The 14,117-nt window shown below is 71.5% G+C and carries 10 protein-coding genes, 2 tRNA genes and 1 pseudogene; 7 read left to right on the top strand and 6 right to left on the bottom strand.

The annotated features are described in order from the left end of the window. Positions 1-435 precede the first annotated feature (435 nt). From WMF19_RS12015 to WMF19_RS12000, 4 genes and pseudogenes are all read left to right on the top strand, one after another. Positions 436-1,710 (top strand): hypothetical protein, encoded by a 1,275-nt coding sequence (locus WMF19_RS12015; RefSeq protein ID WP_437899203.1) that lies wholly within the window; start codon positions 436-438, stop codon positions 1,708-1,710. Positions 1,711-2,222: 512 nt separating this feature from the next. Beyond that, positions 2,223-3,299, top strand: coding sequence for a hypothetical protein (locus WMF19_RS12010; protein WP_437899202.1), 1,077 nt, complete (start codon positions 2,223-2,225; stop codon positions 3,297-3,299). A 5-nt stretch (positions 3,300-3,304) separates the two neighbouring features. Continuing rightward, positions 3,305-3,571 (top strand): annotated as a pseudogene (locus tag WMF19_RS12005) (helix-turn-helix domain-containing protein); the annotation flags it as partial. 44 nt (positions 3,572-3,615) lie between these two features. Beyond that, on the top strand, positions 3,616-4,695 hold the full coding sequence (locus WMF19_RS12000) for a tyrosine-type recombinase/integrase (RefSeq protein ID WP_437899201.1): 1,080 nt from the start codon (positions 3,616-3,618) through the stop codon (positions 4,693-4,695). 302 nt (positions 4,696-4,997) lie between these two features. On the opposite strand, the gene WMF19_RS11995 is transcribed toward WMF19_RS12000, so the two are convergent. The 3 genes from WMF19_RS11995 to WMF19_RS11985 all read right to left on the bottom strand — a co-directional run bounded on the left by WMF19_RS11995 (position 4,998) and on the right by WMF19_RS11985 (position 6,822). After that, positions 4,998-5,073: transfer RNA gene (locus tag WMF19_RS11995), tRNA-Arg, on the bottom strand. 179 nt (positions 5,074-5,252) lie between these two features. Continuing rightward, positions 5,253-6,257 carry a hypothetical protein gene (locus WMF19_RS11990; protein ID WP_437899200.1) on the bottom strand — a complete coding sequence of 335 codons (1,005 nt, stop codon included), beginning with the start codon at positions 6,255-6,257 and terminating at the stop codon, positions 5,253-5,255. A gap of 157 nt (positions 6,258-6,414) precedes the next feature. Beyond that, complete coding sequence (locus WMF19_RS11985) at positions 6,415-6,822, bottom strand: VOC family protein (RefSeq protein ID WP_437899199.1); 408 nt, start codon at positions 6,820-6,822, stop codon at positions 6,415-6,417. A 228-nt stretch (positions 6,823-7,050) separates the two neighbouring features. Between WMF19_RS11985 and WMF19_RS11980 the strand changes: the two genes are divergently transcribed. Continuing rightward, a tRNA-Pro gene (locus WMF19_RS11980) sits at positions 7,051-7,124 on the top strand. Positions 7,125-7,292: 168 nt separating this feature from the next. After that, the gene (locus WMF19_RS11975) at positions 7,293-7,883 is read left to right on the top strand and encodes a serine protease (protein WP_437899198.1); all 591 of its coding nucleotides are present in this window, start codon (positions 7,293-7,295) and stop codon (positions 7,881-7,883) included. Between the two features lie 49 nt (positions 7,884-7,932). Here WMF19_RS11975 and WMF19_RS11970 read toward each other — a convergent pair whose 3' ends face one another. The 3 genes from WMF19_RS11970 to WMF19_RS11960 are packed head-to-tail and all read right to left on the bottom strand — an operon-like array spanning position 7,933 to position 10,262. After that, positions 7,933-8,727, bottom strand: a complete 795-nt coding sequence (locus tag WMF19_RS11970) for an MXAN_2562 family outer membrane beta-barrel protein (protein WP_437328807.1) — start codon at positions 8,725-8,727, stop codon at positions 7,933-7,935. After that, positions 8,724-9,977, bottom strand: a complete 1,254-nt coding sequence (locus WMF19_RS11965; protein WP_437899197.1) for a hypothetical protein — start codon at positions 9,975-9,977, stop codon at positions 8,724-8,726. The genes WMF19_RS11970 and WMF19_RS11965 overlap by 4 nt, the downstream gene beginning before the upstream one ends. A gap of 12 nt (positions 9,978-9,989) precedes the next feature. After that, entirely contained in the window at positions 9,990-10,262 is a 273-nt protein-coding gene (locus tag WMF19_RS11960; protein ID WP_437328805.1) for a hypothetical protein, read from the bottom strand. A gap of 68 nt (positions 10,263-10,330) precedes the next feature. On the opposite strand from WMF19_RS11960, the gene WMF19_RS11955 reads away from it, so the two are divergent. Further along, positions 10,331-13,930 (top strand): HEAT repeat domain-containing protein, encoded by a 3,600-nt coding sequence (locus WMF19_RS11955; RefSeq protein ID WP_437901616.1) that lies wholly within the window; start codon positions 10,331-10,333, stop codon positions 13,928-13,930. Positions 13,931-14,117 lie beyond the last annotated feature (187 nt).

Below are 14,117 nucleotides of genomic sequence, written 5' to 3'. Positions count from 1 at the left end.
GGGGTCGACGAGTGCATCGCCGACAGCCTTGCCGCCTGCGGCCTCGGAGCGCAGCCCGCGGCTCACGAAGTGGCGGCATGTGCCCACCGCTTCCTCGAGCATGCGGTCGGGGGCGCCATCCCAGATGTTATCATCCTCCGCGGCGAGGCAGCCCTTTACCTGGTGGAGGCCGCGGGACTTCTGGACGAACAGGGGGCCTGGCGCCCTGTAGGAGTGCTGCGTGGCGCACGTGTTGTTGTTCACGAGGGCGGCCGGCACGGGCTCTGGCATACGATCCGCGCGGTCGCGAAGCTCTTGAACAGGCAGGCGCGCTCTCTGCCCAGACATCCTCAACCGAGGGCAGGTGCCGAAGAGGAGTTGCTCCAAGTCCTCGGCCATCACACGGGGATGGGGCGCAAGTCGCTTGCCCGAGAGGGCTGGACGAGGATCGCGGGTGTGCGTCTCTCGGCCGCTGAGGTGCGCGCCCACCTCAACGGCCGGTACTGGGTCGCGCCCTTCTCGCCGATGCATGAGTGGAGCTTCGTCGGCGTCGACATCGACAGGCACAACGCGGTGCAGGAACTTCACTTCGAGGAGACCTTCAAGCGCGCCAGAAAGGCACTGCCGGGCGCGCTCGTTGTCCAGAGCGGCCCCTCGCGCGGCGCCCACATCTACGTCCGCGTCCCCGAGGGCTGGAAGTACAAGGACGCGGCGCTGGTCGTCCGCGCCTCCTTCACGATTCTCGGGCTCCTCCGCAAGCAGGACAAGACGCAGGACGGGCGGCTCATCGTCACCGAGCTCGTCGAGGTGCCCGCGCAGCCGCTCCGTCTCCCGTTCGGCCGCGGGAACAAGCTCTGGGCTGATCCGCGGCCGATTGACGAGCAGCTCGATACTTTCCTTGCGTACGGGCGCGGCGCCGACTTCCGTGCGTTCGAGCAGGCCAGGGCGCGCGTCTTCCGCGAGCTCGAGCTCGAGGGAGAATGGACGGCGGCGAAGGCGGAAAAGATCAACGGATGGCTCCACGAGGAGGAGCTGCGCCACGTGACGCGCGAGAAGCTCCCGTCGGACGATCCATGGGCCGCGGTGCTCGACGAGCTACCGCCGTACCTTTCCAAGATCGCCACGATTGGATCTCCGTCATACGGCAGCCGGAGCCGGTGGACCCGCGAACTCGTCCGCGCGCTCGCTGACCTGCGACCGCGTGAGGAAGTCGAGCGGCTCATGGCCCACTGGATCACCTCGCGGGCGCACGTGAGCGAGGACATCGAGAACAACGTGTCCCGGGCGCTGCGGCAGACGAAGAAGTTCATCGCGTCGCACTACCGCTCCCTTGGCGGCGTGCCGGAGCGCGTCTGGCGGGAGATCGACGACGCCATCCGCACCGCGTACACGAGGGCGGCGGCCTCGGAGCCGGATAAGCTTCGGGCGACCGCGCAGGGCGGGACGCTGCGCCTAGAGGACCTGCGCAAGACCGCGTTCTTCATCTTGCGACGGTTCTACGCCAAGAGGAAACGCACGCTCTCGTTCCACCATGACATGTACTTCCAGCGCTTCACCGGGACCAACACGTCGCGACAGGTCAAGCTCTTCCTCACGGCGAGCGGCACTTGGCTCCGCTTCAGCCGGGGTGCCGTGCAGGGCACGCGCTCCGACGAGTTCACCCTCCGGGACGACCTCTGGCTGGCAGCCCCCGGCGAGCCGCTGCTCTACCCGCTGCCCAGCGAGATCTGATCACGGTCGCTCCGCCGATCCTGTTCTCCCGTCCCATGAGCGCAAACCGCTTGTCTTCAAGACTTCCGTGAAGAGCACCACCAATTCTGAGACGAGCAAAGATCTAAAAGTCCCGGTGAACGGGTGGGGTGGTGCTGGTTGGTGAGTGGGTGGGGATGGCTGGGAGCGGGCGGGGGGAGGTGTGGGCGGTGAGTGGATAGGCCGGGCAAGGAGGGGTCGGAGGGGGGGCTTTTCCGTTTGCTCGGCTCAGAATCGGCGTCGGCCTCAACGAAAGTCTATGAATCAAGGGGTTTTCGCACGGGAGCGGTCCCGTGAGCCCTCCGAGGCGGTGACTCCAGCCCGAGGCTCGCTCCGGGTTCTTCATGTCGAGGTAATTGTTCGGGTGGACTTCGGAAGACTTTCGGCGAGATGAGGTTCAGGGTTGAGACGAGAAGACGCACAACGTCGACTTGAGCCGGAATTGTAGTTGTGGACGAACTGTGACGCACTACGCTGCGCGCCTTGGTGATCGAATGGAAAAACAAGGTGAACGAGTCTCCCTCGAAGCCGCTGATCTCGTGGAGAACGCCGTCGACATCCCTGAGTGCCACCACGACTCGGACGGCAAGACATGGCGGCTGATCGACGGGGACTACCACTGCATCTCCGACCCCGCCGATTGGACCGAGGATGACTGGCAGGAGCACGTTCCCGTCGCGTCGGCTCGGCTCGCTCAGCGTACGATCGCGCAGTTCAGCCGCCACCACTACCGCGTGAGCCCTGAACAGCTCGCAGAGAGGCGGCGGAGGTGGGCTGCGAAGCGCGCCGAGAGGGCCCGCGAAGAGCGCGTTCGCGCACGAAGCGATCAGGCATGTCGATTCCGTCCCGAACCGAAGCCAGTCCCGCGACCTCGCCCGATCCGCACCCGACGCTCATCGACGCAGCATGCGACCGCTGATCCGACACCCCCACCAGAGCCAGCTCGAGCGCAGCCCGCCACCGCCGCGGGGATTGACACCGCTGCGTACAGCGTAATGGCCGATCAGGTCATCATCGATGAGGTCCATCTCATCGACGGCGCCTTTAACGGGCGCGTCCCTCAAGACGGTGCACTGGGCGGTCGCAATCTTCTGCTTCACCTCAGAGGAGACGCCGACCGCGCTGTGGGAGACCGGATGCTAACCGGCGCTGTGGGGCGCTGGCGCGACCGCGGCAGCATCGTAAATGTGCCCGCGCACTCCTGGCACGAGGTGCTGCACGAGGCCTGGTGTTCAAGCTCGATGCTCGCGTCGGCGGAGCGGCCTGAGAGCATCGAGGCCGCACGGGCAACGGGTTACGCAACGGCGGTCGTCGTCGACATGTCTCCCTCGGACAAGGCGTTCTTCGCGGCGGGGTCGAGCACGACGATCGGCCCGTGCCCCGCTGAGACGAGAGGCAAGACGTGCGTGGAGTGCGGGTTCTACTTCGACGCTGACAAAGGCGTCATGAAGAACGTCGCCATCGCCTTAGAGGCGCATGGTCCGATGGCCCGCCGAGTGCGCGACGCCCTCGTTCAGCAGCGCGTTCTGGTTGCCGACGAGTCGCACGGCACTCCATCGCGAGAACGGTGAGCGAGATGAACGGGCACGCCCTCGTCGAGGAGAGCACGCCGCAGCTCGTCGTGATCGCGCCTGAGAAGCAAGCGTCTGCCGCAGCGCGGGATAACAAAAGTAGAAGGGCCCGCGCCCACAGCGTCGGTCTCCCGCATCTTCTTCCGGTTGCAGAGGTGGCCGCTGTTCTCGGCGTGTCCACCCGGACGGTTCGCCGCCTCATCAAGTGCGGTGAGCTCGTCGCCTACCGGATCAAGCGACAGCTCCGCGTCAACGCCGAGAGCGTGACGCACCTGCTCGAGACCTCGCGCATCGAGGGCTCGGAACGGACCAATCCATGCCGAAACGAAAGTACACGCTCGGCCAGCCGCATCTCCTCCGGCGCCGGGGCAAGACGAAGCTCTGGACCGGCTGGCTCGATGGTCGCGAGGTCTCCCTCGGCACCGCCGACCGTGCCGAAGCCCAGCGCCGCCTCGACGACCTCGCCGCCCGGCCCCGACATCAAGGGCTTGCCGCAGAACGCAGCGGAGCTGAGGAAGGAGCTCCGACGCCTCCGCGGCCGCTCTTGACCGAGCTGGCGCTGCGCTTCGCGGAGTACTGCCAGCCGCCCAGGCATACGAAGAAGACGGCGGACAGCTACGCGCGACGGATCCTCCACTTCGTCGAGTGGGCCGAGGGCCAGAAGGTCCGCCGCGCCGACGAGGTCGCGTTCAAGCTGATGTCGACGTACACCCGCAGTCGTACAGAGGCGGGTGCGGGTGCGGCGACGGTGAACCGGGACGTCACCGCGGTGCGCCGGATGTTCGCCTTCGCCGAGCGCGAGGGGCTGATCGCCGAGGACCCATTCGGGGCTCGGGTCTTCCGGAACCTGAAGCTGCGCGAGCCGCGCCCGAAGCCCAACGCGGTCACGCTCTCACCAGAGCATGTGGACCTCTTCCTGGACACGGCCGCCAAGGTCTCGACGCCGGCCTACGCTGCGCTTTTCCGCCTTACGGCCGGCAGCGCGATCCGGATCGACGAAGCCCGCCACCTGGACGCGGCCGACGTTGACCAGGCCCGCGGCGTCCTGACCATCACGCCGAAGCGGAACTGGACGACGAAAGGCTACCGTTACCGGGAGATCCCCATCTCGGAGCGGACCGCGGCCGCGGTGAAGGCGTTCGTGGCCAGCAGGAAGGGCTTGGCGACCGACGATAAGACGGTCTGGAAAGAGATCCAGCGCGTCCGGAAGGCGGCCAGCCTGCCCAAGTTCTCCATGCACGATCTGCGGCGGGCCTGGGCCAGCGCCGTGCACGCGAAGGGCGCCTCCCTGAAGCAGGTCAGCGTGTGGCTCGGGCACGCCGATGTGCAGACGACCGAGCGCTATATCCGCGTCTATCTTACCTCGACGAGCGGACACCAGTTCCTGCCGCGGTGATGCAGTGCAACGGCAGCGTCGGCACGGAGAACATCGCGCGATGAGCTGGGCGAGCGGCTGCCGGGGCGCAGCGGTTGCTGGAACGCACCCGGTGCCTGGCACCGCCGCTCACCGGGATGCGCCCGTTCGTCTGCTCGAGCCCCACCAGCCCGCTGCGGCCCGCCCTTCGGTCACCAACTCGCGCGAGCTGAGGGAGGACGGCAACTACGCCCGTCGCCTCCGGCTCTCGCACGAGATTTGGCAAACTTTTGGCAAGGAGGCTTGCCAGGGGTTTCCTGGCAGGTGTAACCCCGCGAAACCCTTGGCACCCCCGGCAAGAATTGAACTTGCGACCTTCGGTTTAGGAAACCGCTGCTCTATCCACTGAGCTACGGGGGCAGGGGCAACAGCCGCTACGGGCGCCGGACCCTGGCACACCTCGCCTCACGCATCAAGCCAGATCCCCAGCCACGCCCTCGTCCAGCCCGCTCTTCCGCCGCGCCTCAGCGGCCGACGCTCCTCCGCCGGCCGCCAGCCCGCGCGCTCTCCCACCGACCGCCGCCCTCCGCGCGCCTCGATCACCTCCACACCTCGCCCCAGAGCGCCGCCCCGATCGCCAGCGCGGTCGCGCCCCGCATCAGCCCTGCCCGCAGCGCCGCCACGGCGCGCTCGCGGTCCCCCCGCACCACCCGGGCGATCTGCTGCGCCCCCCGGTAGGCATGGGTCGGCTTCACCACCTCGACCTGCACCTCGTCCCCGAGGCCGAGATCGATCCTCTCCCCCATCCCCTTCCCCCCGGCCCGCGCAGCGCTCCCCGCTCCGCCGTCCTCTCCCGCCTCCGTCGCCCCCGCCTCGATCTCGGCTGCGATCCGCTCCGCGACCTCGTCCCCCGCCCCGCTCCGCTCCCGCGGCAGCTTCAGCACCCTCGCCATCGCCACCGCGTCGACCATGCACAGCCCCGCCACCACGGCGAACCCCATCGCCGCCACGAGGCGTTCGAGGTCGGGCGCCGCCGCCCCGGGCAGCCCCGACCCCAGCTGCAGCGCCACCGCGGTCACCGCCGCCGTCGCCGCCCACACCGCCCGCCTATCCGAGAGCGCCACGATCGATCCGGCGCGCGCCCGCCCGACGCGGTTCGCCGCGCTCAGCACCACCGCGAGCGCCGGAACGAACGGCAGCGCGAACACGGCGCCGAACGCCGCCCCGATGATCATCCCCGCCGGCCCCGCCACGAGCCCGATGGTCATCCCGTTCACGACGCCGGCCACCACGATGGCCCACAGCGCCAGCATGCCCGCCATGAACGGCCCTCGCCGGGTCCACTTCCCCGGCGCGTCCACCCACAGCGCGCCGTCCACCGGCGCCTCGCCCGCGCCCAGCGCCATCGCGCCATCGCCCCGGACGCCTCCGATCCGCGGCGTCAGGTAGTGACCCAGCAGCGCCGCGACGATCGGGGTCACGCCCGCGAGCAGGAAGCGGGGCACGAGCTCATCCATCTCGAGAACGTCGGCCGTGAGCCAGCCCCCCACGAGCCCGATCGCCCCGCAGGGGAGCACGAGCGACACGGGAGCATCAGGCGACATGGAATCGGACGTTGAACGCGGCATCTCGAAACCCTCCGGCTCGTTCGTTCCTCTTCGACGCGCAGGCCCTCGAGCAGCTTCCAGCTCTCTGTCGCGCTGCCCGACCTTCCATCATCCCACCACGGCGCTCCACGCGCGCTGCACACGGTCCGCGCCATCAGCCCGGCCCCGCCTGCGGGTGCGGGTAGTGGCTGAGCGCCACCAGGTTTCCGTCGGGATCGCGCGCGTACATCGTGTAGGCGCTCTCCCGCTCGACGACCACGCCCCCCGCGGCCAGCCGGCGACGCCACGCCTCCCGCTCGGACGGCGCGATCCCGAGGGCGACGCAGTGCCAGCCTGGAGCCTCATCGGCGCGCGTCGGCCCGGCGGCCCCCGCCCGCTCCACGGCCAGAAAGGCGCCGCCCCCGAGATCGAGCCACACCGACCGCGGCGCTCCGGCGTCGTCCGTCCAGCGCCGCACCACCGGCAATCCGAGGACGCCCGCGTAGAACGCCTCGGCCCGCGCCAGGTCGCCCACGACCACGGCGAGGTGATGGACCGACAGCGACGCTACCGTCCCGCTCATACTGCGCTCTCATTTCAGCGCCTTTCACGCGGCGACGCACCCGAAAAGCCACGCAGGCGTCGCGCGGTCGGCGCCTCGCCGACGCCGGGCGCTCGATCGGCCGACGCCGGGCGCTCGATCGGCCGACGCCGGGCGCGCGGCGCGCTCGACGTGCTCGATCACCGATGCGACCTGTCTTGCCCCGGCAGGGCGCCTCGTCTATGGTCCCGCTCGCGGACGCGCTCTGCCCGGGGAGTCGCACAGTCCGGTAGTGCACGAGCTTTGGGTGCTCGTTGTCGCGGGTTCAAATCCCGCCTCCCCGACCCTCTCCGACGATCCTCGCCCCCTCGCGAGCCCGGCGGTCCAGCTGAGCCCCATGGCCCCGGCCCCGCGGCTCAGCTGGACCGCCGCGCGCGTCCCCATCGCACCCGGCACGCACCCGCCCCGCATCGAACTTGGCCTCCTCGGGTCCGCTGCGCATAGTCCCGCCGATGTCGACGCCCGTAAGACTCCTGCTCGGCGCATGCCTCTCCTTGCCCATCCTCGCAGGGTGCGGCGGGCCGCAGACGGCCGCCCCGGCAGCGGCTCCGGCGCCGCGCGCGCAGAGCGCGGCGCCGCACAAGCAGGCGGTGCCCGCCGGGCAGCTCGCCCGCGCCGACGTCGACCGGGTGCTGATGCAGGGGCCGCCCTGGATCCTGCGGCGCGTGCCGGTCGAGGAGGTCGTCCGGGCGGGCGCGTTCATCGGCTGGAAGATCCTCGCGCTGCCCGCGGACTGGAGCAGCATCGACCTCAAGACCGGCGACGTCGTCACCCAGGTCAACGGCTCGACCCTGGAGCGCCCGGACGACCTGTTCGCGGCCTATCGCGCCCTGGCCAGCGCCAGCGAGCTCAAGATCGCGTACGAGCGCGAGGGCGCCGCGCGCGAGCTCGTCGTGCCCATCTTCGGGGCCCCGTCCAAGGAGACCGTCCAGGCCTTCGCGAGCGACAGCCCCCCGCGCCGACCGACGACCGCCCGGCCGCGGGGAACGACGGTGATCGAGGAAGACGACGGCGGCGCGCCGCTCGACGGCAGCGCGCCGTGAAGCGCGTACCGGCGCCGCGCGCGCGTCGCGCGGCGCGCGGCGCCGCGCCTCACATGTCGAAGGCCAGCCCCAGGACCCACGTCGAGGTGCCGACGTGCATCTGCGGGCGCGAGCCCAGCCCGTCGAGGTTCGCGAACATCCACTCGCCGAACAGGTACGTGTGGTTGATGCCCGTCGTCTCATCGAGCTGGGAGGCCGAGCGGAGGTCCAGCCAGTTGAGCGCGAGCATCCCGCCGAACGCGAGGTGCGTGCCCCACGTGATGCCCTCGCCCCGGACGCCATCGGGCTTCGGCGTGCCGGGGCCCGACGTCGTGGTCCATAACCCCATCCCCAGGCCCACCTTCGCGTAAGGCACGATCGGGACGCCCGTCTTGCGCATCAGCTCGTCGGCGCGGAGGACGGCCGACAGGTGCATCGGCATGATGGTGAGCGAGGTCTCCTCTGCCTCGGCCCTGGCGTCGCTGCCCGCCACGAAGGCCTTCGCCGACGCCGACGTGTACCCCCAGCCGAGCCCTGGGCCGATCGCGCCGACGTACGGGATCCGGAGCGGCAGCCAGTCGACCTCGACCCCGAAATAGAAATTCTGGCCGTCGCCGAAGGTCTTCCCGTAGGGGCCCGCGCCGGAGAACTCCTCGTCGACCTGGGGAGAGTACGGGGCGAAGCGGAGCTCGAACGCGAAGCTCTGAGGAGACGCATAGCGCTCCTCCCGCTGGATCCTCGACCGATCGTGCTGCCGCCAGTCGCCCACCCCGTGGCTCGTTTGCGCGCCGGCCACGGAGGCGGCGAGGAGCGCCGCGCCGCCGGCGAGGCCGGCGACCAGCTGATGACGGAGATGACAGATCATTCGCTCTCCTGCGTGAAGGAACGCGCGTGCGCGTGTGCGTGGCGTCGACGACGACGGCTCCTGCGCCACAACCCGAGCGCCGCGCCGGCCGCGACGGCGGCGAGCGGCGCGGCGGCCCACCGGCCCGCCCCCACCGGCCCTCCGATGCTGCAAAAGCCCCCGCCGGCTTGCCCGCCGGCATCTCGGTACTGCTCGAAGAACCCGTCGACGTCGGTCGCGGTCGCACAGGAGAGCGCCGACAGCGGCCCGGCATTGCCGACCTGGTCATAGGCCGCGACGCCGACGACATACGACTTGCCGTTGACGACGCCCTTCGTGGCCTCGCCGCGGCTGGCCCTCCCCACGCTGCCGCACTGGTACTTGGAGTCCGGGATCTCCCCCGAAACCAGGAGCGACGACTGGCACCCAGCGCCGCCGCCGCTCGTTGCGCCGCCGCCGCTCGTTGCGCCGCCGCTCGTTGCGCCGCCGCCGGCTGCCCCTGCCCCGTCGCCTCCTCCAGCGGCTCCGCCGCCGCTGCCGGATCCCCCTGCACCGTCGCCGCCCCCGGCTGCCCCTGCCCCGCTCGACGCAGCAGCGGATTGCCCCCCATCATCGCAATAGAGGTAGTAGCCCTGCACGTCCTCGTCCTCGTTCTGCGTGTAGTCGACGAGGAGACGACCATCTCCGGGGTGCGCCACCACGCCGGTCGGCGGCTTCGGGCCCTGGAGGTCCATCTTGGTGGTATCCCACTTGGCGGAATCCGGATTGTCCTGGTCCGAGGATTCGAGCCGCAGAAAATAGATGTTCAGGGGGACCGCGCCGGTGCTGGCCCTCGTGCTGTCGCACCCCTCCGCGCCGAGGGCCTCGGCGATCGCCTTCGCCGACACCTTGACGACCATCGTGTCATCCAGGTTGGACTGGGCCGACACCTGCTTGCACCGCGTGCCGGTGTCGCGGTTCGAGTACGCAAGGCAGTCCAGCGACTCGCTGACCCAGACGGCGAGCGTATCGCTGGTCGAGAAGCCGCTCAGCGTGAGCGTGAACTCGAGATCGTTGTTCGTCAGGCAGTCCTCGCGGCTGATCCAGAGCGGGTACTGCGCGTCCGGCCGCTGCAGCTCGGTGCGCTTCACGTCGGTGCTGATGGTCACCGTCGCGCCGGCCTGTCGCGCGCCTCCGGCGAGCGCCGCCGCCGCGAGGGCCACCGCGCACAGCCGGGGGAGGTGCCGCCGCCCTCGCGGCCGGGGCCGCACGAGATACCTTGTCGTCTCCATGGGCGCGTCCTTTCAGCACAGCTCGTACCACGCCGCAAATGCCTCGCACAGCCCTTCGAACGGCGGGGAAAACGGTCGTGCGCCCACGCCGGAGACCGCGTCGAACGCGCCCTCGGAGGCCCCTGCGGTCCCGTCGGAGGCGTCCTTGGAGGCGTCCTCGACGCCCCACCTCGGAGGCTCGGAGGCGCGCTGCATGACGAGCTGGCCATGTTCGCCGTCCGTTCCTGACAAGTTGGCATCGACGCCGCGGAGCAGCAGGGTGAGCGTACCGCCGCGCGGCGCCATGGGCCGACGTGCGCGCTGCGTGGCCCGAAACACGCGCCGTTCGAGGGAGCTCGGCTAGCTTGAAGCTGGTGGACTCGACCGACGCCGCTCCCCCGGAGCCGGGCTCGATGGCAGGGCCGAGCGCGAAGGAGCGCGCCACGGCGCCGGAGCCGGCGCGCGCTGGGCAGCCCGGCCAGCCCGGCGCGCGCCCGGAAGGCGCGCCCGCGTCCCTCGCGTCCGGGGCCACCCCGTCGGTGCGCCCGACCTCGACCCGGCCCAGCCGGCTGCCGCCGAGCGGCGCCGCCCCCGACGGCGACACCGCCGTCCTCGGCGTCCCGCTCACCCGCGTCGAGCTGCACCGGACCGCGCTGCTCTTCTGCCTGCTCTTCCTCGCCGCCCTCCTCTTCGTCGTCGGCCGCTCCGCGCGCGACGCGCTCTTCCTCACCAGGTTCCCCGTCACCTGGATCGCGCCGATGTGGATCGTGTACGGCGTCGCCTCCGCCGTCGCCGCGCTCGCGTACGACCGCGTCGCCCGCCGCCTGCCGCGCGCCCAGCTGTGCGTCGCCTTCGCCCTCTTCGGCGCCGTCACGTTCGCGCTGCTGCGCGTCCTCATCGGCCAGGAGGTGCGCGCCGCGATCCTCGTCTTCTACATCTGGTCCGAGATCATCGCGAACTTCACCGCCGTCCTCGTCTGGGCCGTCGCCCAGGACCTGCACGACCCGCGCAGCGCCAAGCGCCTCTTCGGCCTGATCGGCAGCGGGCGCGTCGTCGGCACCGTCGCCTGCGGCTTCGCGACGGGCGGCGTCGTCCGGTGGATCGGCACCGAGAACCTCCTGTTCGTGCTCATCGCGGCGCTCCTCGCCATGGCCGCGCTCACCAGCGCGCTGGCGCGGCGCCACCCGCTCGGGCGGCCCCCGTCCGGCGACGAAGCGCTCATCCAGGCCCGCCTTCCGCGCCTGGAAGTGTGGCGATCGCGCTACGCCCTCACCGTCGCGCTCCTGACCTTCCTCCTCTTCACGGTCCTCACGATCGGCGACTACCAGTTCAAGGCGATCGCCCTCACGGCCTACCCCCACGTCGACGACCTCACCCGGTTCATGGGGTTCCTCTACGGCGCCGTCGGCGTGGTCGGCCTCCTCGTGCAGCTCGTCGCGACCCCCCTGGTCCTCCGGCGCCACGGCGTGCTCGGCGGGCTGCTCGCCATGCCGGCCGCGTTCACCGCCAGCACCGTCGCGCTGCTCGCGGCGCCGTCGCTCGCCTGGGGCGCGATCCTCAAGCTGAGCGACAACGCGCTGCAGCTCACGATCTACGACGCGACGATGCAGCTCTTGTTCTTCCCGTTCCAGCCGGCGCTGCGGGAGCGGGTGCGGACGCTCGTCTCCACGATCGCCAAGCCCCTCGGCTACGGGCTCGGCGCGCTGATCCTGCTCGCCGTGGCGCCCACCGCCGCGACGGGCCCCGCGCTCGTCGAGGAGGCCGCGTGGATCGGCGTCTACTCCCTCCCGCTCTGCGCCGCCGCCATCGCCCTCCTCCCGCTCGTGCGGCGCGGCTACTTCGACGCCATGCGCCGGACCTTGATGCGCCGCCAGATCGAGCCGGACAGCGTCGTGTACGGCCCCCAGACGCGCGCGATCCTCAAGGAGGCGCTCTACAGCCGCGCCATGATGCAGGTGCTCTTCGCGGTCGAGCAGCTCCAGCAGCTCGACCCGCCCCTCGTGCGCGAGGCCGTGCCCGCGCTCGCGCGCCACGGCTCGGCCAGGGTGCGCGCGCTCGCGGTGCGCCTCGCGGCCGAGCTCGAGCACGAGGAGGGCGCCAGCATCGCGCGCGCGGCGATCCACGACCGGAACACCGACGTCCGCGTCGCCGCCGTCGCCGCGCTCGCGGCGCTGCTGCGGGAGGACGCGCACGACGAGCTGCTCGCGCTCGCGCGGGAGAGCGACGCCGCGGACGCGGCCGGCGGCGAGGAGCTCCGGGCCGCCGCGATCGCCGCGCTCCTGCGCTACTGCGGCCTCGACGGCATGCTCGAGGGCGCGCCGCGGCTGCGCGCGCTGCTCGACAGCCCGTCGCCCCGCGATCGCGTCGCAGCGGCCCGGATCCTCGGCCTGGTCGGCCACGCGTCGCTCCAGCGCGCGCTCGCGCGGCTCATCGGCGATCCCGACCCCGCGGTGCGGCGCGCGGCCGTGCGCTCGTCGTCGAGCGTCGCCGACCCGCGCCTGCTCCCCCTGCTCGCGGACGCGCTCGCCGAGCGCGCCCTCGCGCCGGCCGCGGGCCGGGCCATCGAGGCGCTCGGCGACGACGCCATCCCGGAGCTCGCGGCGCGCCTCGGCGACGACGGCACCCCGCGGGCCGTGCGGCTCGCGATCCCGCGGGTGCTCGCGCGGCTCTGCAGCCACGACGCGCTCGACGTGCTGCTCGCCCGGATCGACGACCCGAACGAGGCCCTCCGCCAGAAGGTGCTCGCGTCGGCGTCGCGCCTGCGCCTCGCGCTGCGCGCGCCGCCGGCGCCTCTCCGCGCGATCCGCGCCTGCATCGACGACGAGACGGTGGAGCACGTCCGCACGCGCGAGGCGTACATCGCGGTGCGCCCCCGCGTCGTCGGCGCGCTGCTCGATCAGCACCTGCTCCGCCGGCTGCGGAAGGGGCTCATCCGCGTGCTCCGGCTGTGCGAGCTCGCGTACCCGCGCGAGGTCGTCGCGCTCGTGCGCACCCACGTCTTCGGCCCGGATCCCGCGCTGCGGGCCAACGCGTTCGAGGTGCTGGAGTCGCTCCTCGACCGCCCGCTGCGCGAGCGCCTCGTCTCCCTCGTCGAGCGGCTGCTCGAGCTGTCGGCCGCGTTCCCCCGGAGGCCGGTGCCGCCGGAGGCCGGCGTCATCTCCTGGATCCGCCACGAGATCGTGCGCGGCGACCCCTACAGCGCCGCGCTCGCGCTCGATGCCGTCGCCCGGTACTCCATCTCCGGCGCCGCCGGGGACGCGCTCGCCGCGACCTACGATCCGGACCCGCTGGTCCGCGAGGCGGCCGCCATCGCGGTCGCCGTCACGTCGCCGCCGGGCGCCCGCGAGCGCCTGGACGCTCTGAGGGCCGACGAGGATCCCGCGGTGGCCCGTTACGCACGATACTGGGCGGTCACCGGCGGCACCGGCATCGACCCCGAGGACGAGATGTACACGACGATCGAGAAGGTCCTGTTCCTGCAGCGCGTTCCGCTCTTCTCCCGCGTGGCCGGCGACGATCTGGTGGCGCTGGCGCGCGGCTCGCTCGTGGTGTCGCTGGTCCGGGGCGACGTCATCTTCCGCCAGGGCGAGCCGGGGGGCGCGCTCTACTCGATCATCTCGGGCGAGGTGAGCCTCACCCTGGACGGCCGCGAGATCGCGCGCCTCGGCGCGAACGACGTGTTCGGCGAGATGTCGCTCTTCGACAGCGAGCCGAGGGCCTCGACCGCGGTGGTGACCGAGGACGCGGAGCTGCTCCGGGTCTCCGCCGAGGATTTCCACGAGGCGGTGCGGGAGACGGCCGAGATCGCGGACGCCGTGATCCGGGTGCTGAACCGGCGCCTGCGCGAGGCCGACCGCAAGCTGGCCGACGCGCACGCGCGGCTGTCGCTCCTTCCGAAGCCGCCGGCGCTGCCCGGGAGAGCGCCGCCCCCGGGGGACGAGACGCCGGCACTCGACGACAGCGACCTCGATTGAGGAGCGCCGACGCCTCAACCTCGGTCGGGTGCCCGTGCCTCAACCTCGGTCGGGTGCCCGTGCCTCAACCTCGGTCGGGTGCCCGTGCCTCAACCTCGGTCGGGCCAGCGCGGCGCTCCGGAACGTGGCCTGCAATGTGCAACGTCGAGCGCGCAGGGACGTCTGAAGAGATCCGAGGGCGCCCGAG

Source organism: Sorangium sp. So ce124, assembly GCF_051525235.1.
Classification (GTDB): domain Bacteria; phylum Myxococcota_A; class Polyangia; order Polyangiales; family Polyangiaceae; genus Sorangium; species Sorangium atrum.
Note: the sequence above shows the minus strand (reverse complement) of the source record. Positions and strands in the feature narration are given on the sequence as shown.